Origin of the sequence: Streptomyces sp. NPDC093586 (assembly GCF_044764905.1) — a bacterium.
Taxonomy (GTDB): domain Bacteria; phylum Actinomycetota; class Actinomycetes; order Streptomycetales; family Streptomycetaceae; genus Streptomyces.
In genome coordinates this window covers 208,283-228,062 of sequence record NZ_JBIWJA010000001.1, presented here as the reverse complement: position 1 = coordinate 228,062, position 19,780 = coordinate 208,283, and the positions used below count along the sequence as shown (strand labels likewise).

Genomic DNA, 19,780 nt, shown 5'->3' with positions numbered 1-19,780 from the left:
AAATGAACCAAAAGACGGGTGGACGAATCCTCGTCGGAGGCGAGCAGATGTCCGAAATGATTGATCGAGCTTCAGGAGGAGGAAACAAGTTCTACCCGTACTCTATGGAGGAGACCAGGGAGATCCTTGGCCCCCAAGCACGGTCACTCCGTGACTCTGCAGTACAGATTGATTCATCACTGCGTGCTGATCATGTAGTCTTCGAGGCTACTCTGTTGCCCAATTTTCTCGCCAACAGTTACTTCCCAGATCGCCTAGTCAGGCTGCTGGATCTCACTCCGCTCGGATCTCGTCCGGCCACGGGGAACTTAACACTTCGGAGTGGCACCACACCGGATGTGCCCACCAAATCGCTGATCGTCGCCGGCAATGATGCGAGCCTAAGTCGCTTGGCTAACATGCTTGAAGGGGGCGAACTAAACCGCGCCGAAAAGGCAGCCGCAGAAGAACTGCGTCAGTTCTCACAAATCAACTTGCCGCGTCGGGAAGAAGTTTTACGGGGTCCTCGGGCAGATACTGGTGCTTCTGGCCGTGATCGTGTGGTCTATGAGGCAGTCCTACACCCTGATCCAGATAACCCTGGATCGGGCCGTCAGCCGATGAATAATCGACTCTTCCATAAATTCGAAGAGTACATTGTGAGCCTGGGTGGAGAAGTAGCGGCTACGCGTCGCGATGTAGTTGGCGGGTTGACGTTCGTCCCTGTGTTGCTGCCCGAGGAGCAGGCAGAGCAGGCTGCTGCCTTCAATCCCCTGCGGTCGATTCGGCGTATGCCGCGGATCCGTCCCGTTCCTACGTCGCCGCTCCGGTCGGCGGCGCGGGTAGCGCGGCCGGCACCTCCAGCAGCTGACGCGACTGCGCCCGAGGTTCTTATCTTTGATGCCGGAATAGATGATGACGGCGACTACTTCGCAGGCTCTGCTCAACAAGTGCATCTGACAAACGAAAACCCCGAATACGGCTGTATTGAGCATGGGAGCGCTGTTACGGGAGCCGTCCTTTACGGGAATGTGCAACCTGGGGAGAAGTTGTCGAAGCCACCGGTCAAGGCCACCCACTACAGGTGCATTCCGGGGCCAGCCGAGGACGGCACGGAACTTTACTGGCTTCTGGATCAAATCCAGAAAACAGTAACGGAAAAAGACGCAATGATTGTCAATCTAAGTCTTGGACCGGAAGTCTCCGTAGACGATGGAGAGCCGCACCGCTGGACAGCTGTTCTTGATAGCCTGGCCTACGAAAGGGACATTCTTTTCGTTACCGCAGTTGGAAACAACGGTGAAACCAACGACAACCGGATAATGGTTCCGGCGGATATGGTTAACGGGCTCAGTGTCGGAGCGTGTGATCGCCCCTACCCTGAGGCATTGTGGACACGCGCGCCCTATAGTTGCGTTGGTCCCGGGCGGCCTGGTGCCCTAATACAGCCGACGGTCGTGGCGTTCGGGGGCGATGACCAGCTGCCATTCGCTAGACTAAGGGCCGACGGCAGGATCTCGTACGACTGCGGGACAAGTTACGCAGCGCCCCTGGTTTCCCACGAGCTGGCCGTGTTGTCTGGTGAGCTTGGGGACCGAGCAAGTGCTTCGGCGCTGAAGGCATTTGCGGTCCATTTTGCAGAATCGCATGCTGACCCGGACATAAGTACTGGGCATGGACGGCTTATCAGTGACCATGCTTCCGCCCTTTGGTGTGACAGTAATGAAGTCACTGTCATGTACCAGGCTTCTGTTGAGCGTGATCAGGTTCTGGGATTCCAACTTCCAGTGCCGGAAGGTCTTGATCGAGGGCTGGTGAAGGTGAGGTGGACGCTCGCCTATGCATCACCCACGGATCCGACTGAGGCGGTTGAATATACGGAATCCGGCCTTGAGTTCACGCTAAGGCCGCATGCGGCGATTTACTCCTTTCGTGACCCGGAAGACTCGTCGCATGTCGTGAAGGTTAATATTCGTGACGAATCAGAGCGGGCGGCGGAACTGGAGGAGGAGGGCTGGGTCCGCAGCAAAAATCCAATCTCTCGGTCTCAGGGGAAGGGGCCAAAAGAATCCGAGGCCAGGAGGCGTCGCGGGGGTAAGTGGGAGACGGTCATGCAGGGGCAGGATCGTCTCCGGGCGAATAGCCTTTGGCTTCCCAGGCTGGATATTGAGTATTTGACGCGGGCTGGCGGCATCCTCACTCGCGGCGCGGCACCGGTGGACTTCACGCTGCTGGTTACCGTAATGTCGCTTTCTGGCGTACCGGTTTACCAGTTGGCTCAGGCGGAGTTCCCTGTTCTGTCGGTACTTCCTGTGCCCATTTCGACTCAGGTGCGAGCGCAGACCTGAGCGGGGCATCGCGGGCGGTGGAGCGGCTTTGGGCTGGAGCTGCTTTGGCGCGAGTGATCATGGCCCCGTAAGCTTCCTGCGCGTCGGGCAGTCTGTGGACCTGCCCGGTAAAGCACGACGTTGGGGCCATGATCTTCGAGGCTCGCGCCAAAGTGGCTGCCTAAAGCCGTGGAGCCGACCGCCCCGGCCACGACGTACCCCTTCTCTGACGCAAGCGGCTGATTGCTGTGCGCGCGGCACGGGCGTCGGCCGGGCTGGAGCGGGACGGAGGCAGGAGCGCAGGCCCGGCCGGGGGCCGGGCCGCGCGCGGGGAGCGGGAGCGAGCCGCCTTGATGAAGTAGAGAAAGTCTTATCCCGCTGAGATGAGGCGCTTGCCGTCGTGGCTCCGTACGTGGGGGCCGTTGCCGTCCAAGGCGTCCAGGAGCCTGATGGCGTAGACCTCGGCCATGCGCTCGCTGACTTGGTCGGGCGTGAGCCACTCGACGGCTGTCGACTCGCTGGACGTGCGCTCGGTGCCGCCGGATGGCTTGCAGCGGAAGACCAGGGCCACGATGCCGCGGGTGGTGTTCTTGTAGACGCCGGTCAGCTCGTCGACCTCGACATGGATGCCCGTCTCCTCCAGGACCTCGCGCGCGACGCCGGCCTCCGGGGTCTCGTCTAGTTCGAGTACTCCGCCGGGGAGTTCCCAAGTGCCGTTGTCCGCGCGGCGAATCGCCAGCAGCCGACCGTCTTCGCGGACCACCACCCCGGCTACGGATACCGAGTGCAGCGGCGCGGACGTTGCTCCTTGTGATTCACTCATGTACAGGAGCATAGGAGGCAGGGAAGGACTATGGGAACCGCAGCAGGAGGTGAGCGGTCCGTACCTCGGTATGTGCAGATCGCCGAGGAGGTCGTGCAGCAGATCCGGGCTGGTGTCCTCAAGCCCGGTGAGATGGTGCCAAGTGAATCGGAGCTGGTCGACCGTTACGGCGTGTCCGGCGGGACCATCCGCAAGGCCATGGTGGAGGTGCGGGCCAGCGGGCTCGTCGAGACCCGGCACGGTAAGGGCTCGATTGTGAAGGACCGGCCGCCGGTACGGCACCGCTCCTCCGACCGCTTCCGCCGCTCGCACCGGCGCGGCGGCAAGGCCGCCTACCTGGCCGAGTCGGCACAGTCCGGCGCCACCGCCAAGGTCAGCGTCCTCTACATCGGCCCCATGGAGGCCCCCGAGGATGCCGCCCGACGGCTCGGTGTCGACGCCGGCGCCCAGGTGCTCGCCCGTCGCCGCCTCTACTTCCGCAACGGCACTCCGGTCGAGACCGCCTCCTCCTACCTCCCGTGGGACGTGGTGAAGGAGATCCCCGAGCTGTTCGCCGAGAACCCCGGTGGCGGTGGCATCTACGCCCGACTCGAGGACCACGGGCACGAGTTCGCGGAGTTCGTCGAGACCTTGCAGGCGCGGCCGGCCTCCAAGGCGGAGGCATCGGAACTCGCCCTCAGCCCCGGTGCGCCCGTGGTCCATCTGATCCGCGAGGCCCGTACGACCGAGGGGCGCGTGGTCGAGGTCTGCGACACGCTCATGGCCGCTGACCAGTTCGTTTTTGAGTACCGCATCCCGGCCGACGACTGACGCGCCCTCAACTCTTCGTAACCCGTCGCGACTTCTGAGCCGCGGCGGGTTGACTCATATATAGGAGTGATGCACTCTTCTTCATGTCACTCATATACATGAGTGACGGAGTCCCACCTCTGCATAGGAGTGCTTTGCCATGCGTCAGATCCCGGTCGACACCACCGCCGCCACCGTGATGGTCGCCAAGACCCCGCAGCCCAAGGTCAAGGACCGCCGTACGGGCGAGATCGCCACGGACATCGACACCGGCGCCAAGCTCATGACCGTCGACGTGATGTTTGCCGCCAACGACGAGGTCGAGATCCTGTCCATCACCGTTCCGGAGACCGGCATCTCCGGTGAGCTGGCCATGGGCACCCCGGTCGCCCTCACCGGGCTCATCGCCCGGCCGTGGGAGAACGAGTTCAACGGCCAGAAGCGGCACGGCATCGCCTTCCGTGCGGTCGCCGTGACCTCCCTCGCCGACATGGCCGCGCAGACGAAGGCGGCCTGACCATGACCGCCTTCACAGTCACGCTCGTGCTGGTCGTCGCCGCTGCGGGTCTCCTGCGGTGGCGGCGTCCCGCCTGGTACTGGCTGACCTTCGGGATCACCCTCGCCGCGCTGCGGGTCCTGATCCGGTACGCCTCGGTCATGGACGCCTGCGGGCTCACCGTCCCGGCTCCGCGCTGGCGCCTCGCCGTCGCCCGGATGACCAACCGGCCGGTCCCGGAGTCCCGTTCGCCGCGCATCCTCCGCGTCCGGCCCACCCGTACCGGCCTGGTCTTACGGCTCAAACTGCGGCCCGGACAGGACGCCTTCGACATCGCCGCCGCCTCCGACCGGCTCCGCCACTCCTTCTCGATGTACGGGGTCACCTCCCGTGAGCTGCGCTCAGGGGTGGTCGAGGTGCGGATGACCGGCTACGACGTACTCAAGCGGGTGCAGATGCCGGCCAAGGCCGACACCCGTCCGATGCGGGTTCCGGTCGCCCTGCGCGAGGACGGCTCGATCCACTACCGCGACTACCGGGCGATACCTCACGCGCTCACCCTCGGTGCCACCGAGTCCGGCAAGTCCGTCTACCAGCGCAACCTCGTCGCCGGGCTCGCTCCGATGGACGTCGCCCTGGTCGGCATCGACTGCAAGCAAGGCGTCGAACTCTTCCCGCTCGCCCGTCGGTTCTCCGCGCTCGCCGACAACCCCGACACCGCCGCCGAACTCCTCGACGCACTTGTGGCCCTCATGGAGGACGTCTACCAACTCATCCGGGCCGAGCAGCGCATCACTGCCGACGTCCCGGATGCGGAGATCGCCGCCGATATCTGGGACCTGCCCGACCACCTTCGCCCGCCCCCCATCGTCGTCCTGATCGACGAAGTCGCCGAACTCGCCCTCTTCGCCACCAAGGAAGAAGAGAAGCGGCGCGACCGGATCATCACCGCCCTGGTCCGCCTCGCCCAGCTCGGCCGCGCGTCCGGCATCTACCTCGAAGTCTGCGGCCAGCGATTCGGCTCCGAACTCGGCAAGGGCATCACCATGCTCCGCGCCCAGCTCACCGGCCGCACCGCCCACCGCGTCAACGACGAGACCAGCGCGAACATGGCCTTCGGCGACATCTCGCCGGACGCCGTCCTCGCCGCCATCCAGATCCCTGCGGAGATGCGCGGCCTCGCCATCGCCGGTGATTCGACCGGCGGTTGGCACCGTATCCGCGCCCCGCACACCTCGCTCCGCCAGGCCGCCAACATCTGCAACCGGTATGCCGACCGCGCCCCGGAACTGCCCGAGCTGGCCCCGTTCCGCCCCGCGCTGATCGGCACCGCCGCAGCCCCCGCGCCGCTGTCCAAGACAGCACCCGTCACGGCCTGACCTTTCCGCACCTCCCCGGTCGGCGCGACCGCCCTCGCGCCACGTCCCTACCCCCGCCATGCCTGATGAAGGGAGAACGACCGCCATGTGCCCCGACTGCGAGGACTTCGCCCGCACCGTGCTCCTGCTCGGCCAACTCGCCCTCTACGCCGACACGAGCGGCGCAGACCTCGACTTCGTCGAAGCCGTCAGCCCCTCGCTGGCCGCTTCGCTCCCCGAGCCGCCCGACACCGCCGCCGAGGACTTCTGATGGCCGGCCGCCTCGGTCTGCGCGTCGACGCCGTCCTGGTCCAGGCCGTCATCGCCGGAGCCCTGTCCTTCGCCCACCTGCACGACCTGGCCGCCGCTGCCGGACAGGACGGCTGGAAAGCCTGGGCCTACCCGGTCAGCGTCGACCTGCTCCTGGTCGCCGCCTGGCGACGGCTCCGCAGCGAGGGACCATCCCGGCTCGCCTGGTCCTGGTTCCTCATCGCCCTGTTCGCCTCCCTCGGCGCCAACGTCGCCACCGCCGGGTTCCTCGACCTGGCCGACCCGCCCGCCCTGCTCCGCCTCGGCATCGCCGGATGGCCCGCCCTCGCCTTCCTCGGTGGCACCCTGCTCGCCCACTCCGCCAAGCACCAGACGCAGCCGGAACCGCCGGCCTCCGAGCCCGAGCCCGACACCATCCCCGAGCGGGACACGGCCTCCGAGCCCGAACCGGAGCCCTCGACCCCCGCAGCCGACGACGAGCCCCCAGCCCTTCCGGCTCCGCCCCCGGCCCCCGCGGTTCCCCCCGTCCTCGTCGACCACGCCCGCAAGGTCGCCGACGAGTACCGCGTCCGCACCGGCTCCCCGATCGACACCGACACCCTCCGCGCCCGCCTCGGCGTCCCGCCCCACCTGGCCGACGCCATCGCCGCCCACCTCGCCTGACCCGGAAGGAGAACCAGCCATGCCCGCCCGCGACAACTTCCACTCCGTGATGCGCATCGGCCCGGTACAGATCGGCACCCACCGCGACCGCAACGGCCGGACCAAACACGCCGCCGTATGCAGCTCCGACGGCTGCGGCTGGTCCGCCGACTACACCAGCCAGACCGCCGCCCAGCTCGCCGCCCGCACCCACCGCTGCCGCGTCCGCTAGGAGGCAACCGCCATGCAGGTCCCGCTCTGGCTCGCGCTCCTCGTCGTCGGCTACCTCGGCGTCAAGCTCATCCGCCCGCCCGCCTGGCTCATCGCCGTGCTGCTCCTCGGCGGCTTCCTCCTCGCCGACAGCGTCCTGGCCCCCGCCGTCAACAGCCTGATCAAGTAACCGCCCGAAGGAGATCACCGATGTTCCGCCCGAAGATCCCCACCATGCCGACGCCGACCGGCCTGGCCACCCCGCCCGCCGTCGTCGAGCCGACCACCATCACCCCGACCACCGCGCCCCCGCCGGCTACCCCGCCGACCCCGGCGTCGTCCCGGCCCACGGTCCAGCTCACCCCCGGCACCGCGCTCGCCCTCGTCGGCGGCGGCACCGCTGTGGTCCTGGTCGTCGGCGCCGTCCTCGTCTCGATGCTCCTGGCCGTCGCGGTCACCGGCGTCTCGGTCGCCATCTGCGCCCTGGTGATCCGCTCGCTCGTCCACGCGGACGCCAAGCGACGCTGACCGGCCCCCGGGCGGCCTCGATACCGCCAAGCATCCGCCGCCCGGGCGCCGTCCCTGTCCGATCTCGCAACCGGAAGGAACATCCAGCATGGCCCACCGCGCCTCATCCGCGACACCGAGTGCGCCCACGCCAGACATCCTGCTCGACCCGATCGCCCTCGGGGACGTGCTCCGAGTGGCCTCGGCTTCCGATTACGCACGCTGGGAAGACCAGATCCGTCGCACTGGCGGCTGCTCCGACCCGATCCACCTCACCGGCTGGATCCTGCACAAGGACAAGACCAGCGGTGAGACCCTGCACCACTACTCCACCGCGAACGAGCCGGGCGGACGTCTTCGCCTCGCCTGCGGAAACCGCCGCGCGTCCCGCTGCCCGTCCTGCGCCTGGACCTACGCGGGCGACACCTACCACCTCATCCGCGCCGGCCTGGCCGGGGACGACCGCCGCGATGTCCCCGCCACCGTCCGCGATCACCCGCGGGTCTTCGTCACCCTCACGGCCCCGTCGTTCGGCCCGGTCCACAACCGACCCGACCACGGCAGCTGCCGCTGCGGCACCCCGCACGCGCCCGACGCCCCGGAGCTGGGCACCGCCCTCGACCCCGAGGCATACGACTACGCGGGCGCCGTGCTGTTCAACAACCACGCCGGGCAGCTCTGGCAGCGCTTCACCACGCGACTCCGCCGCGAACTCGCCGTCCGCGCCGGTCTGACCCGCCGGGAACTGGCCGATCACCTTCGCGTCTCGTACGGCAAGGTCGCCGAGTTCCAGAAGCGCGGGGCGCTGCACTTCCATGCCGTCGTACGCCTCGACGGCCCGGAAGGGCCCGGGACGCCACCGCCCGCCTGGGCCACGGTCGACGTGCTCACGGACGCGCTACGTGCTGCCGCCGCGCACTCGTACACGTCGGTCTCCGTCCCGGCCGCCGGTGACCAGCCGAGCCGGATCTTCCGCTGGGGTCGGCAACTCGACGTCCGCCCGGTGCAGGCCTTCGGCGACGGCTCCGACATCACCGAACAGGCCGTCGCCTCGTACGTGGCCAAGTACGCCACTAAGGCCGCCGAGAACACCGGCACCCTGGACCGCCGCATCGGCGAACTCTCCGAACTCGACCGCCACGGCGTCCCCGACCACACTCGCCGCCTCATCACCGTGTGCCGCGACCTGGACGGCCTCTATCCGGATCGCCGTCTCTGGGCCTGGGCACACATGCTCGGATTCCGCGGGCACTTCTCGTCCAAGTCGCGCAGCTACTCCACCACCCTCGGCGTCCTCCGCCAGGAACGGGCCGATTACCGCGCCGCCCAGGAAGCCTCCGTCCTCGGCCTCGACGACCGTGAGCCGGACACCGTCCTGGTCCTGGCCGACTGGCAGTACGCCGGCCACGGCCACACGCCGGGTGAAGCCGCCCTCGCCGCGACCATCGCCCGCGACCTCCGGACCAACCGCGAGACCGCTCGCGAAGCCCTCCTGGACGAAGGGAGCACGGAATGACCACGGCCGTCCGGTCACGCAGCATGCTCACCCTTGCGGAGGTCTGCGAGGAACTGGCCATCTCGCGCTCGACCTTCTACGACTGGCGGGCCAAGCACCGTGCGCCGCGCTGCATCAAGCTCCCGAACGGCGACCTCCGGATCCGTCGGAGCGACCTCGAAGACTGGCTCTACGCCCGTGAGGACGCCGCCTGATGGAGACGACGTACGACGTCAAGGTCTACAAGATCCTCGCGTACAAGGGCGCCCGGAAGAACACGTATACCGTGCGCTGGGTGGTCGCGGGGAAGCGTTGGCGTGAGCCCTTCGACACGGTCGCGCTCGCCGAAGGCTTCCGGTCCGAACTCATCCGGGCCACCGGTAAGGGGGAGGCGTTCGTCGTCACCACCGGTCTTCCGGTGTCCCACCGCTCCAAGTCGGCTGCCATGAGCTAGTATAAGTTCGCCGTCGAGTACGTGGATGCCCGCTGGTCCCAGCTCGGCGGCAACAGCCGCAAGAACATCGCCAAGACCCTGACCGCGACGACCATCGCGCTGTTGCGGGCCAAGCCCACCCAGTTCGCGCCCGCGACCGTGCGCACCGCCCTGCGTGAGTGGGCGTTCAACACGAACCGACGTCCTGACGCGCCGCGGGACGTGGTGGCCATCCTCAGGTGGGTCGAACGGAACTCTCTGCCCGTCTCGGCCTGGGAGGACCCCGAGAAGGTCGACCAGGTCCTGCGGGCCATCGACACCCGCCTTGATGGCAAGCAGGCGGCGGCCTGGTCCCGGAAGCGCAACCGGCGGATCCTCAACGTCGTCATGAAGCACGCGGTCCGGCGGCGCATCCTGCGGGTCAATCCCCTTCCCAAGGGCAAGGAGGCGACGGCCGCCACGAAGACCTCGAACGCCGTGGACAAGCGGTCCTTGCTGAACCCCGAGCAGGCGGCGGCGATCCTCGACTGGATACGGCGTCGGCCGCGCGGTGGCAGGCGGCTCCACGCCTTCTTCGCCACGCTGTACTACTGCGGTCCGCGACCCGAGGAAGCCGTGGCTATGCGGGTGGAGGACGTCACGCTGCCCGAGCCCGACGCCGAGGACCAGTGGTGCGAGCTGCTGATCCACACGGCGACTCCGGAGGTCGGGAAGCAGTGGACCGACACGGGGGAGATCCACGAACGGCGTGACCTGAAGGGCCGTGCGGAGGGCGAGACACGCACCGTGCCGGGGCATCCGGCCCTCACCCGCATCCTGCGGCAGCACATCCAGGAGGAGCAGCTGAAGCCAGGCGATCTGCTGTTCCAAGGGGAGTCGGGCGGCATCCTCGCCGGCTCGGTCATCCGTCGGGCCTGGCGCAGTGCACGTAAGGCCGTGCTGCCTCCCCACGTCTTCGAGTCGCCGACCGGACGGCGCGTGTACGACAACCGGCACACGCGCCTGACCAAGTGGCTCAACGACGGGATCCCGCCCGCCCAGGTGGCGGAGTGGGCCGGGAACAGCGTGGCCGTGCTCCTCGCCACGTACGCCCGGTGCGTCGACGGGCAGCTGCCGGATCTGAAGCGGCGGCTCGAAGCCGCGGGGGACCTGCCGGAGGCACCCGGCGCCGGCTGATCTCCAGCCGAGAACTTCGACACGTATTCGACACGGCCACCCGCGAAAACCCGGTGACAGCCGGACAGCCCCGGAGCCCGCCCTTGATCGTCAGAAGGGTGCCCGGGGCTTCGTCGTGGCGGCTGATACCCGGCCTGACCAGCAAAAAGCCCTCCCCGACGGGAGGGCAGAGATGGGCGCCCCCGGCAGGACTCGAACCTGCGGCCAAGCGCTTAGAAGGCGCCTGCTCTATCCACTGAGCTACGGGGGCCTGGTGTGGTGGCCTCGGTCGTGGTGGCCGGGTGGGGCCGATCCATGACGTTGCCGGGGACAAGGATAGGGCTCCCGGTTCCGTGTCCCTGACGCTTCGCCTCCGTGGCTCGATGTGGAGGTTCGGTGAAGCGGTCCCGATAATCGCAGGCAGGTACGAATCGTGCATCGCTTTTGGCGTCTCGCGCATCGGGTGTTGTGCACTCGTTATGCCTGGACTCTCCTCGCGTCCCAGTAGTCCCTTCCGTCCGTAATGTCTGGTCGGCGCGCAGACATGCTCATATGCTTCAGAATTCCCCTAAAATTGGGCATTCTTCACATGTGGTGACCTTGGACGTACGGCCTCAGCTGCTCGACGCACTCTCCGCCCTGCGCGACCGTGTCGCGGCCGCACGCTTCCCGCTGCCCCTCGCGGGGGCTCCCCGTGCGCGTGCCAACCGCGACGAGCTGCTCGCCCAGCTCGACGACTACCTGGTGCCCCGGCTGAGAGATCCCGAAGCGCCGTTGCTGGCCGTCGTGGGCGGCTCCACCGGCGCCGGGAAGTCCACGCTGGTGAACTCGCTCGTGGGCCGGCGGGTCAGCGAGGCGGGCGTCCTGCGGCCCACCACCCGGACACCGGTGCTGGTGTGCCACCCGGAGGACCACCACTGGTTCAGCGGCATGCGCGTACTGCCCGACCTCACGCGCGTGTGGGCGCCCCACCACTCCCCGGACGACGACATGCTCCTGCCCGGCGAGAACCCCGAGCGCGTGCTGCGCGTCGAGACCGCGGACACCCTGCCGCCCGGACTCGCCCTCCTCGACGCACCCGACATCGACTCCCTCATCGCCGACAACCGCGTCCTGGCCGCCGAGCTGATCTGTGCCGCCGACATCTGGGTGATGGTCACCACCGCCGCCCGGTACGCCGACGCCGTGCCCTGGCAACTGCTGCGCACCGCCAAGGAGTACGACGTCACGCTGGTCACCGTGCTCGACCGGGTGCCCCACCAGGTGGTGGCCGAGGTGTCACGTCAGTATGCGGCGCTGCTCACCAAGGCCGGGCTCGGCGACGCCCCCCGCTTCACCGTCCCCGAACTGCCCGAGTCGGCCTGGGGCGGCGGGCTGCTGCCGGCCACCGCCGTGGCGCCGTTGCGGGCCTGGCTCGTCCACCGGGCCCAGGACTTCGCGGCCCGGCACGACGCCATGGCCCGTACGGCCTACGGAGTCCTCGACTCCCTCAGGGCCCGGATGCCCGAGCTGGCCAGTGCCGCCGCCGCGCAGTACGCCGCCGCGCTGCGGCTCACCGCCGCCGTCGACGGGGCGTACGACGCCGAGTACGCGCGCGTACGGGGACGGCTGCAGGCGGGGGCCGTGCTCGCCGGTGACGCCCTGAAGCGGTGGCGGGCCTTCCCGCTCGACTGCACTCCCGGCGAACTCCTCGACTCGCTGGTGGAGAGCCTCGGCGCACTGCTGCTGTGCGCCGTCACCGCCGCCGACGAACACGTCGACGAGGCATGGCGGAGCGAGCCCGCGGCGGGTGCCCCGGAACTCGCGGCCCGCGCGTCCTCGTCCGAGGGCACCGAGCACCGCATCGGGGTGGCCGTACGGCGGTGGCGGCGGGAGTTGGAGGAGTACGCCGAGGAGGAGGTGCGGCGGCTCGACCGGAGCCTGGCACCGGATCCGGAGATGGTCGCCGCCCTCGGCGCCACCGCGCTGCTCGGCGGCAGGCGGGCGCGCAGCGCCGGGGAGGGGCTCGCCGAACGCATCGGCGCCCATGGCGCGCTGCGGCTGCGCGATCGGGGCGGACGGCTGCTCACCGACCACATGGACCGCGTCATGCACGCGGAGCGCGAGCGCCGGCTCGCTCCGCTCGACGCGCTGGAGGTCCACCCCGAGCCGCAGGCCGAGCTCATCGCCGCGCTGTCCGTACTGCAGAAGGAGAGGTGACCGGTGACCGCCGTCACTGACCAGGACCCCACCGAGCACACCGACCACACGGAGGAGGCGGGCCCCCGGAGCGGGCTCGGCGGGAAACGCGATGCCGGGAAACACGATGCCGGGGAGCGCGCACACGGGGCGGGCGCCGGCGAGAGGCGTGCCGGGGAGGACCGTGCCGCCGCGGACGCGGGCCGGGGCGGGCGAGCCCGCGACGACGAGCGCGAACGTGCCCGGAGCGTTGAGCGCGAGCGGGCGGCGGGCGGTGGGGGCGAGCGCGCGGGGCGGGCGGAGGGCGAGCACGCGGGGAGGGGCGAGGACGAGCGCGCGCGGAGGGGAGGGAGCGAGCGTGAGGCGCGCGGGGACGGTGAGCGTGCCCGCGAGTCCCGTCCCCACGCGCGCGTGGCGGACGACGTCGCCCCTCGGCGTACGGACCGCAAGGAGCGGGTGGACGGCGTCCGGAGCGGATCGGCGGCCGGAGCCGGGGCCCGGGACGCCCGGGACGAGGAGGAGGTCTGGGACGACGGGCTCATCGCGCGGCGGGTGGACGAGAACGGCGGCGCGGAACGGTTCACCGCCGTGCCGGGCAGACCGGCGAGTTCCTCGTCCCTGATGCCGTTGGCCTACGACGGGCCCCTCAGGTCGCGGCTGGACGCGCTGCGCGAACTGGTGGGGCTCTCCCGCACCCGGCTCGACGGCGGGACGCTGGCCGAGGCGGGACGGGTCCTCGACGAGGCCGCCGCGCGGCGCAGGCTCTCCGGGCAGCACACCGTCGTCGCCATCGCCGGCGCGACCGGCAGCGGCAAGTCGCAGCTGTTCAACGCGCTCGCCGGGGTGATGATCTCCGAGACGGGCGTCCGCCGGCCTACCACCGCCGCGCCCATCGCGTGCAGCTGGAGCGACGGCGCGGCCAGCCTGCTGGACCGGCTCGGCATTCCCGGCCGGCTGCGCCGCCGCCCGATCCAGCCCCCGGACGCCGACTCGCCGCTGCGCGGGCTGGTCCTGATCGACCTGCCCGACCACGACTCGGCGGTGGTGCAGCACCGTGAGCAGGTGGACCGCATCCTGGGGCTCGTCGACGCCGTCGTCTGGGTCGTCGACCCCGAGAAGTACGCCGACGCCATGCTCCACGAACGCTATCTGCGGCCGATGGCCGGCCACGCGGAGGTCACCTTCGTCGTCCTCAACCAGGTCGACCGGCTGCCCGGGGAGGCCGCCGAACAGGTCCTCGACGACCTGCGGCGCCTGCTGGACGAGGACGGCATCGCCCTGGGAGAGCACGGTGAACCCGGCGCGGCCGTGCTCGCGCTGTCCGCGCTCACCGGGGAGGGCATGGGCGAGCTGCGCGAGACCCTCGGCCAGTTCGTCGCCGAGCGGCAGGCGCCGGCGCGCCGCATCGCGGCCGACGTGGACGCCGCCGCCCGGCGTCTGCGGCCCGTGTACGTCGCCGGGCGGCGCACCGGGCTCAGCGAGGAGGCCCGGGAGGAGTTCGCGGACCGGCTCGCCGACGCGGTGGGCGCCACCGCGGCGGGCGACGCGGCCGAACGCGCCTGGCTGCGCAACGCCAACCGCGCCTGCGGCACGCCCTGGCTGCGGCTGTGGCGCTGGTGCCACGACCGACGCGAGTCCACCACGGGCCGGCTGCCGCTGCGCACCCCGGCGGACGAGGAGGTCACGGCCCGTCAGCGCGTCGAGCAGGCGGTGCGTACGGTGTCCCACCGGGCGTCGGCCGGGTTGCCGGCGCCGTGGGCGCAGGCGGTGCGGGAGGCGGCCGTCCGCGGCGCGCAGGGACTGCCCGAGGCGCTCGACGAGCTGGCGGCGCGGCAGGGGCTGCCGGCGGGACGTCCGCCGCGCCCCGGGTGGTGGCCGGTGGCCGTGCTGGCCCAGGCGTCCATGACGCTCCTCCAGGTGGTGGACGGCCTGTGGCTGCTCGGCCAGATCGTCGGCGTCATGTCGCCGAACCTGGGCGTGCCGGTGCTGCTGATGCTGTCCGGCATCATCGGCGGTCCGGTCATCGAGTGGAGCTGCCGCATGGCGGCGCGCGGACCGGCACGGCGCTACGGGTACGAGGCGGAACGCCGGTTGCGCGAGGCGGCCGCGGGGTGCGGCCGGGCCCGGGTGCTCGATCCGCTGGCGGCGGAGCTGTTGCGGTACCGGGAGGTACGGGAGCAGTACGGGCGCGTCGCGGGAACGGGCGTAGGGGCCGGGGTCGGTACGGGAGCCGGTGCGGGAGTGGGGGCCCGGGTGAGGTAGCGGACGGAGGCCGGTGGGGGGCCTCCCCACCGGTTCGGGTGGCGGATCACGCCGCCCGGCGGGGCCGTCCTCGGTCTCGAGCCCTCCCCACCCGTTCGGGTGACGGGGTTCTCCACAGGCGGCGGATGGTCCACAGCGCTCGGCGGGCCCGGACCGGACGGAGGCAGTCTGGCCTCGCGGCGATCGCGGCGGAAGCGATCGCCGGCAGGCAGACGCGACAGCCGTACGGGCCGGGCCCGTACGCGTGGAGGGAGGGACTCGCGATGAACGAGACCATGATCTGTGCCGTGGGCAACGTGGCGACGCAGCCGGTGTACCGGGACCTGGCGAGCGGGCCGTCGGCGCGGTTCCGGCTGGCGGTCACCGCACGCTACTGGGACCGCGAGAAGAACGCGTGGACGGACGGCCACACCAACTTCTTCACGGTGTGGGCCAATCGGCAACTCGCCACCAACGCGTCGGCGTCGCTGGCGGTGGGCGAACCCGTCGTCGTGCACGGTCGGCTGAAGGTGCGCACGGACGTGCGCGAGGGGCAGAACTGGACCTCCGCGGACATCGACGCGGTGGCGATCGGACACGACCTCTCACGGGGGACGGCGGCGTTCCGGCGCACCAACAGGGCCGAGACGGCCACCTCCCCGCCGCAGCCGGAGCCCAACTGGGAGACGCCGCCGGTGGACTCGTCGTCCGTGAGCGGCGAACAGCGGCCGCAGCCCGCCGTGGTGGCATGACGCGGGCGCCTCGACGTCGGTGACCGAAGTGCGGCTTATCGGCGAAAGCGCACGGATCAACCCGGGTGGATTTGTCGATAAGCCCTGCTCACGAGGGTGTCGGCCATAACGATTCCGAGTCGGATCCCCGCTCGGGCCGACCTCACCGAGGGGCGCGGTGTGCCACGTCCTTAGGATGCCGAACATGTCCTGCGGGGCTGCTGATTCTGCTGGTGGGACCGTGCCCCCACGTCAACGGGTCCTGCTCGAAGGGGAATTTGGTGTTTTCTTCGCTCTCTGTCCTGTTGCCCGGCCGTGGAGCGGCGGCACGGCTCACCGCCACGGTGCTGGTCTCCGCGCTCGCCGCGGCCGGCGTGGCGGCGGGTGCCGCCCCGGCCGCCGCCCAGGGGGAGACGCGGGGCGAGGGCGGAGCCGCGGCCACCATAGGCGGCCTGAAGACCTACGGCACCGCGGTCATACACGGGGCCGGCGGTGATCAGGAGGTGTCGGCCGGCCTGTTCGAGATGTCCGTCGACGGCGGCGGCATGCTGCAGACCTACTGCGTCGACATCCAGAACCCGACGCAGAAGGACGCCAAGTACCACGAGACGCCCTGGAGCGGGACCTCGCTGGGCACCAACAAGGACGCCGGCCGCATCCGCTGGATCCTGCAGAACTCCTACCCGCAGGTCAACGACCTGACGGAACTCGCGAAGAAGGCCGGGGTGCGCGGCGGGCTCACCGAGCAGGACGCGGCGGCCGGCACGCAGGTGGCCATCTGGCGCTACTCGGACGACACGGACGTCGAGGCCCTCGACCCGCAGGCCGAGCGGCTCGCGGACTACCTGGAGAAGCACGCCCGCAACCTGGCCGAGCCCACGGCGTCGCTCACGTTGAACCCGCCCGCGGTCTCCGGACGTCCGGGCGAGCGGCTCGGCCCCGTGACGGTGCACACCAACGCCGACAGGGCGACGGTCACCCCGCCGGCGGACGCCACCACGGGCGGGGTGCGGTTCGTCGACAAGGACGGCAGACCCGTCACCTCCGTGACCGACGGCACCCAGGTCTTCTTCGACGTGCCGAAGGACACCGCGGCGGACACCGTCGGGCTGACCGTCCAGGCCTCGACCACCGTGCCGGTCGGCCGCGCCTTCGCCTCCGAGAGCCGCAGCCAGACGCAGATCCTGGCCGGCTCCAGCGAGTCGACGGTGGCGGCGACGGCGAGCGCGACCTGGGCGGACCAGGGCGCGGTACCCGCGCTGTCCGGGGCGAAGAACTGCGCCAAGGGCGGCCTGGACATCACCGCGGTCAACAAGGGCGACAAGGCGTTCGCCTTCGAGGTGCTGGACAGCGAGTACATCATCGCGGCGGGCGAGACCCGGACGGTCACGATCCCGTTGCCGGAGGACCGCGCCTACGACTTCGCCGCCCGCGGCCCCGACGGCTTCGAGAAGCGCTTCACCGGCGTCCTCGACTGCCGCACGCAGAGCAGTCCGGTCGACCGGACCACCCACACCCTCGGTGAGCCGGCTCCCGCCGCGGTGGTCGACCCCGCCCCCGACACCGACCTCGCCGACACCGGCGGCTCCGTCGCGACGCCCCTGATCGGCGGCACGGCCATCGGCCTGGTCGTGATCGGCGGCGCGGTCCTGCTGTTCCTCCGCAGGAGGAACGAGCCCGGCGAGGGCTGACCGGCGCCGGGGCGGGACGGGGGTGAGCCCCGGCCGCCCCCGCTGCCGGCGCATTCGCCCGCCGGCTCATCCGCCCGCCGGCGCATTCGCTCGGCACCGTCAGTAGCGGTGGCCGGGCCGGTGCGGGTCCGTCCAGCGGTCCGCGCCGGTGAGTCCGAGCAGCCGTATCCGGTGCCGCTCCTCCGCCAAGGCGCCCGACTCGCGCAGGCGCGCCGCGCCGTGGCCGAGGAGCCGGGCGACCAGTTCGGCACGCCTCCCGTCCTCGCCGTGCTCGTACCAGTGGACGTACCACGGCAGGCTGTCCCCGAGGAGTTCGTACTCCCACTCCGTCGCCGCCTCGGCGAGACGCCGGTCGCTGAGGTCCCCGGTCCGCGTCTCCCGGTCGGCGAGCCAGGGGCCGAGCGTTCCGGACGCCTCGGCACACAGTGCGAAGACCTGGTGCGCCGGTACGGCCGCGTCCGGATCGGTGAGGCTCCGCACCCACCAGGCGTGCAGGAACTCGCGTACCGGACCGGCGTGATCGTCGGGCCACCGCTGCCAGCGGCCGCGGGCCAGATCGCCGCCGTCCAGAAGACCCGGCGCAAGCGCCTGATGGAGGCCATCTCGTTCCGGCTCCAGCCGGTCACACGCCCCGCGGTGGCCCGGTAGGCGGCCGGAACTCCGGCATCACCCGTGAAATGCCAGGTCAGAGCTCCCCGGGCTGACGCATTTCCTCGCAGGGGTGGCGGTCAGGCAAGATGGGGTGTATCTGCCCACTGCCTGATCAAGCTGCCGGACGGTTTCTCTTGGCTGAGTACATCTACACCATGCGCAAGGCGCGCAAAGCGCACGGCGACAAGGTGATCCTCGACGATGTCACCCTGAGCTTCCTGCCAGGGGCGAAGATCGGCGTCGTCGGCCCGAACGGAGCCGGCAAGTCGACCGTTCTGAAGATCATGGCGGGTCTGGAGCAGCCGTCGAACGGTGACGCCTTCCTGTCGCCGGGCTACACGGTCGGCATCCTGCTGCAGGAGCCCCCGCTCAGCGAGGACAAGACCGTCCTGGAGAACGTCCAGGAGGGCGTCGCCGAGGTCAAGGGCAAGCTCGACCGGTTCAACGAGATCGCCGAGCAGATGGCGACCGACTACTCGGACGCGCTGCTCGAGGAGATGGGCAAGCTCCAGGAGGAGCTCGACCACGCCAACGCCTGGGACCTCGACGCCCAGCTCGAGCAGGCCATGGACGCCCTGGGCTGCCCACCCGGCGACTGGCCCGTCGCCAACCTCTCCGGTGGTGAGAAGCGCCGCGTCGCGCTCTGCAAGCTGCTGCTCGAGGCCCCCGACCTGCTGCTGCTCGACGAGCCCACCAACCACCTCGACGCCGAGTCGGTGAACTGGCTGGAGCAGCACCTCGCCAAGTACGAGGGCACCGTCGTGGCCGTGACCCACGACCGGTACTTCCTGGACAACGTCGCCGGGTGGATCTGCGAGGTCGACCGCGGCCGGCTGCACGGCTACGAGGGCAACTACTCCAAGTACCTGGAGACCAAGGCCACCCGCCTCAAGGTCGAGGGCCAGAAGGACGCCAAGCGGCAGAAGCGCCTCAAGGACGAGCTCGAGTGGGTGCGGTCCAACGCCAAGGGGCGCCAGGCCAAGTCCAAGGCGCGCCTCGCCCGCTACGAGGAGATGGCAGCCGAGGCCGACAAGATGCGGAAGCTGGACTTCGAGGAGATCCAGATCCCGCCGGGCCCGCGCCTGGGCAACGTCGTCGTCGAGGTGAACAACCTCAGCAAGGCCTTCGGCGACAAGGTCCTCATCGACGACCTCAGCTTCACGCTGCCGCGCAACGGCATCGTCGGTGTCATCGGCCCGAACGGCGCCGGCAAGACCACCCTGTTCAAGATGATCCAGGGCATCGAGGAGCCGGACTCCGGTTCCATCAAGGTCGGCGAGACCGTCAAGATCTCGTACGTCGACCAGAGCCGCGAGAACATCGACCCGAAGAAGACGCTGTGGGCCGTCGTCTCCGACGAGCTGGACTACATCAACGTCGGCCAGGTCGAGATGCCGAGCCGCGCCTACGTCTCGGCCTTCGGCTTCAAGGGCCCGGACCAGCAGAAGCCGGCCGGTGTCCTGTCCGGCGGTGAGCGCAACCGGCTCAACCTCGCGCTCACCCTCAAGCAGGGCGGCAACCTGCTGCTCCTCGACGAGCCGACCAACGACCTCGACGTCGAGACCCTCTCCAGCCTGGAGAACGCGCTGCTGGAGTTCCCGGGCTGCGCCGTGGTCGTCTCCCACGACCGGTGGTTCCTCGACCGCGTCGCGACGCACATCCTCGCCTACGAGGGCAACTCCAAGTGGTTCTGGTTCGAGGGCAACTTCGAGTCGTACGAGAAGAACAAGATCGAGCGACTCGGCCCGGACGCGGCGCGTCCGCACCGTGCCACCTACAAGAAGCTGACCCGGGGCTGATCGAT

21 protein-coding genes and 1 tRNA gene are annotated in these 19,780 nt (G+C 69.9%); 19 read left to right on the top strand and 3 right to left on the bottom strand.

Features of this window, described 5'->3' with window-relative positions:
• Nucleotides 1–2: 2 nt before the first annotated feature.
• Nucleotides 3–2,327 (top strand): S8 family peptidase, encoded by a 2,325-nt coding sequence (locus ACIRFH_RS01020; protein ID WP_403516437.1) that lies wholly within the window; start codon nucleotides 3–5, stop codon nucleotides 2,325–2,327.
• A gap of 349 nt (nucleotides 2,328–2,676) precedes the next feature.
• On the opposite strand, the gene ACIRFH_RS01015 is transcribed toward ACIRFH_RS01020, so the two are convergent.
• Nucleotides 2,677–3,141: an NUDIX hydrolase gene (locus tag ACIRFH_RS01015; protein ID WP_403516436.1), complete on the bottom strand. Its 465-nt coding sequence runs from the start codon at nucleotides 3,139–3,141 to the stop codon at nucleotides 2,677–2,679.
• Between the two features lie 18 nt (nucleotides 3,142–3,159).
• Here ACIRFH_RS01015 and ACIRFH_RS01010 point away from each other — a divergent pair, with 18 nt between their 5' ends.
• The 12 genes from ACIRFH_RS01010 (at nucleotide 3,160) to ACIRFH_RS00955 (ending at nucleotide 10,505) form a co-directional block, all read left to right on the top strand.
• Nucleotides 3,160–3,939, top strand: coding sequence for a GntR family transcriptional regulator (locus ACIRFH_RS01010; protein ID WP_403516435.1), 780 nt, complete (start codon nucleotides 3,160–3,162; stop codon nucleotides 3,937–3,939).
• 139 nt (nucleotides 3,940–4,078) lie between these two features.
• Nucleotides 4,079–4,435: a hypothetical protein gene (locus ACIRFH_RS01005; protein ID WP_030971328.1), complete on the top strand. Its 357-nt coding sequence runs from the start codon at nucleotides 4,079–4,081 to the stop codon at nucleotides 4,433–4,435.
• A 2-nt stretch (nucleotides 4,436–4,437) separates the two neighbouring features.
• On the top strand, nucleotides 4,438–5,793 hold the full coding sequence (locus ACIRFH_RS01000; RefSeq protein ID WP_403516434.1) for an FtsK/SpoIIIE domain-containing protein: 1,356 nt from the start codon (nucleotides 4,438–4,440) through the stop codon (nucleotides 5,791–5,793).
• Between the two features lie 85 nt (nucleotides 5,794–5,878).
• A complete protein-coding gene (locus ACIRFH_RS00995) occupies nucleotides 5,879–6,043 on the top strand; it encodes a hypothetical protein (RefSeq protein ID WP_193453671.1) in 165 nt (54 codons plus the stop codon).
• Nucleotides 6,043–6,705: a DUF2637 domain-containing protein gene (locus ACIRFH_RS00990; protein WP_403516433.1), complete on the top strand. Its 663-nt coding sequence runs from the start codon at nucleotides 6,043–6,045 to the stop codon at nucleotides 6,703–6,705. Before ACIRFH_RS00995 ends, ACIRFH_RS00990 begins: the two co-directional genes overlap by 1 nt.
• A gap of 19 nt (nucleotides 6,706–6,724) precedes the next feature.
• Complete coding sequence (locus ACIRFH_RS00985; protein WP_031019958.1) at nucleotides 6,725–6,916, top strand: mobile element transfer protein; 192 nt, start codon at nucleotides 6,725–6,727, stop codon at nucleotides 6,914–6,916.
• A 12-nt stretch (nucleotides 6,917–6,928) separates the two neighbouring features.
• Nucleotides 6,929–7,084, top strand: coding sequence for a hypothetical protein (locus ACIRFH_RS00980; protein ID WP_078912063.1), 156 nt, complete (start codon nucleotides 6,929–6,931; stop codon nucleotides 7,082–7,084).
• A 20-nt stretch (nucleotides 7,085–7,104) separates the two neighbouring features.
• Nucleotides 7,105–7,422, top strand: coding sequence for a SpdD-like protein (locus tag ACIRFH_RS00975; RefSeq protein ID WP_217142687.1), 318 nt, complete (start codon nucleotides 7,105–7,107; stop codon nucleotides 7,420–7,422).
• 88 nt (nucleotides 7,423–7,510) lie between these two features.
• Nucleotides 7,511–8,917: a replication initiator protein RepSA gene (repSA, locus tag ACIRFH_RS00970; protein WP_403516432.1), complete on the top strand. Its 1,407-nt coding sequence runs from the start codon at nucleotides 7,511–7,513 to the stop codon at nucleotides 8,915–8,917.
• Nucleotides 8,914–9,111 carry a helix-turn-helix transcriptional regulator gene (locus tag ACIRFH_RS00965; protein WP_403516431.1) on the top strand — a complete coding sequence of 66 codons (198 nt, stop codon included), beginning with the start codon at nucleotides 8,914–8,916 and terminating at the stop codon, nucleotides 9,109–9,111. Before repSA ends, ACIRFH_RS00965 begins: the two co-directional genes overlap by 4 nt.
• Entirely contained in the window at nucleotides 9,111–9,350 is a 240-nt protein-coding gene (locus ACIRFH_RS00960) for a hypothetical protein (RefSeq protein ID WP_403516430.1), read from the top strand. Before ACIRFH_RS00965 ends, ACIRFH_RS00960 begins: the two co-directional genes overlap by 1 nt.
• 21 nt (nucleotides 9,351–9,371) lie before the next feature.
• Nucleotides 9,372–10,505 carry a tyrosine-type recombinase/integrase gene (locus tag ACIRFH_RS00955; protein ID WP_403516429.1) on the top strand — a complete coding sequence of 378 codons (1,134 nt, stop codon included), beginning with the start codon at nucleotides 9,372–9,374 and terminating at the stop codon, nucleotides 10,503–10,505.
• 177 nt (nucleotides 10,506–10,682) lie between these two features.
• Here the strand turns inward: ACIRFH_RS00955 and ACIRFH_RS00950 are convergent.
• Nucleotides 10,683–10,755 (bottom strand) — tRNA-Arg (locus tag ACIRFH_RS00950).
• A 320-nt stretch (nucleotides 10,756–11,075) separates the two neighbouring features.
• Between ACIRFH_RS00950 and ACIRFH_RS00945 the strand changes: the two genes are divergently transcribed.
• From ACIRFH_RS00945 to ACIRFH_RS00930, 4 genes are all read left to right on the top strand, one after another.
• Entirely contained in the window at nucleotides 11,076–12,683 is a 1,608-nt protein-coding gene (locus ACIRFH_RS00945) for a dynamin family protein (protein ID WP_403516428.1), read from the top strand.
• A gap of 3 nt (nucleotides 12,684–12,686) precedes the next feature.
• Complete coding sequence (locus ACIRFH_RS00940) at nucleotides 12,687–14,924, top strand: GTPase (protein ID WP_403516427.1); 2,238 nt, start codon at nucleotides 12,687–12,689, stop codon at nucleotides 14,922–14,924.
• Nucleotides 14,925–15,187: 263 nt separating this feature from the next.
• Entirely contained in the window at nucleotides 15,188–15,655 is a 468-nt protein-coding gene (locus ACIRFH_RS00935; protein ID WP_403516426.1) for a single-stranded DNA-binding protein, read from the top strand.
• Between the two features lie 284 nt (nucleotides 15,656–15,939).
• Nucleotides 15,940–17,325 carry a Cys-Gln thioester bond-forming surface protein gene (locus ACIRFH_RS00930; RefSeq protein WP_403516425.1) on the top strand — a complete coding sequence of 462 codons (1,386 nt, stop codon included), beginning with the start codon at nucleotides 15,940–15,942 and terminating at the stop codon, nucleotides 17,323–17,325.
• A gap of 99 nt (nucleotides 17,326–17,424) precedes the next feature.
• Here the strand turns inward: ACIRFH_RS00930 and ACIRFH_RS00925 are convergent, their stop codons facing one another.
• Nucleotides 17,425–17,805, bottom strand: a complete 381-nt coding sequence (locus ACIRFH_RS00925; RefSeq protein ID WP_403516424.1) for a hypothetical protein — start codon at nucleotides 17,803–17,805, stop codon at nucleotides 17,425–17,427.
• 9 nt (nucleotides 17,806–17,814) lie between these two features.
• Here ACIRFH_RS00925 and ACIRFH_RS00920 point away from each other — a divergent pair, with 9 nt between their 5' ends.
• Together ACIRFH_RS00920 and ettA are read left to right on the top strand one after the other, a co-directional pair.
• Nucleotides 17,815–17,973, top strand: a complete 159-nt coding sequence (locus ACIRFH_RS00920; protein WP_403516423.1) for a hypothetical protein — start codon at nucleotides 17,815–17,817, stop codon at nucleotides 17,971–17,973.
• Nucleotides 17,974–18,110: 137 nt separating this feature from the next.
• The gene (ettA, locus tag ACIRFH_RS00915; protein WP_403516421.1) at nucleotides 18,111–19,775 is read left to right on the top strand and encodes an energy-dependent translational throttle protein EttA; all 1,665 of its coding nucleotides are present in this window, start codon (nucleotides 18,111–18,113) and stop codon (nucleotides 19,773–19,775) included.
• Nucleotides 19,776–19,780: the final 5 nt, after the last annotated feature.

What these genes read in the sequence shown, in the direction of transcription:
- ACIRFH_RS01020 (WP_403516437.1), top strand. Translation starts at nt 3, where the DNA reads ATGAACCAAAAGACGGGTGGACGAATCCTCGTCGGAGGCGAGCAGATG.
- ACIRFH_RS01015 (WP_403516436.1), bottom strand. Translation starts at nt 3,141, where the DNA reads ATGCTCCTGTACATGAGTGAATCACAAGGAGCAACGTCCGCGCCGCTG.
- ACIRFH_RS01010 (WP_403516435.1), top strand. Translation starts at nt 3,160, where the DNA reads ATGGGAACCGCAGCAGGAGGTGAGCGGTCCGTACCTCGGTATGTGCAG.
- ACIRFH_RS01005 (WP_030971328.1), top strand. Translation starts at nt 4,079, where the DNA reads ATGCGTCAGATCCCGGTCGACACCACCGCCGCCACCGTGATGGTCGCC.
- ACIRFH_RS01000 (WP_403516434.1), top strand. Translation starts at nt 4,438, where the DNA reads ATGACCGCCTTCACAGTCACGCTCGTGCTGGTCGTCGCCGCTGCGGGT.
- ACIRFH_RS00995 (WP_193453671.1), top strand. Translation starts at nt 5,879, where the DNA reads ATGTGCCCCGACTGCGAGGACTTCGCCCGCACCGTGCTCCTGCTCGGC.
- ACIRFH_RS00990 (WP_403516433.1), top strand. Translation starts at nt 6,043, where the DNA reads ATGGCCGGCCGCCTCGGTCTGCGCGTCGACGCCGTCCTGGTCCAGGCC.
- ACIRFH_RS00985 (WP_031019958.1), top strand. Translation starts at nt 6,725, where the DNA reads ATGCCCGCCCGCGACAACTTCCACTCCGTGATGCGCATCGGCCCGGTA.
- ACIRFH_RS00980 (WP_078912063.1), top strand. Translation starts at nt 6,929, where the DNA reads ATGCAGGTCCCGCTCTGGCTCGCGCTCCTCGTCGTCGGCTACCTCGGC.
- ACIRFH_RS00975 (WP_217142687.1), top strand. Translation starts at nt 7,105, where the DNA reads ATGTTCCGCCCGAAGATCCCCACCATGCCGACGCCGACCGGCCTGGCC.
- repSA (WP_403516432.1), top strand. Translation starts at nt 7,511, where the DNA reads ATGGCCCACCGCGCCTCATCCGCGACACCGAGTGCGCCCACGCCAGAC.
- ACIRFH_RS00965 (WP_403516431.1), top strand. Translation starts at nt 8,914, where the DNA reads ATGACCACGGCCGTCCGGTCACGCAGCATGCTCACCCTTGCGGAGGTC.
- ACIRFH_RS00960 (WP_403516430.1), top strand. Translation starts at nt 9,111, where the DNA reads ATGGAGACGACGTACGACGTCAAGGTCTACAAGATCCTCGCGTACAAG.
- ACIRFH_RS00935 (WP_403516426.1), top strand. Translation starts at nt 15,188, where the DNA reads ATGAACGAGACCATGATCTGTGCCGTGGGCAACGTGGCGACGCAGCCG.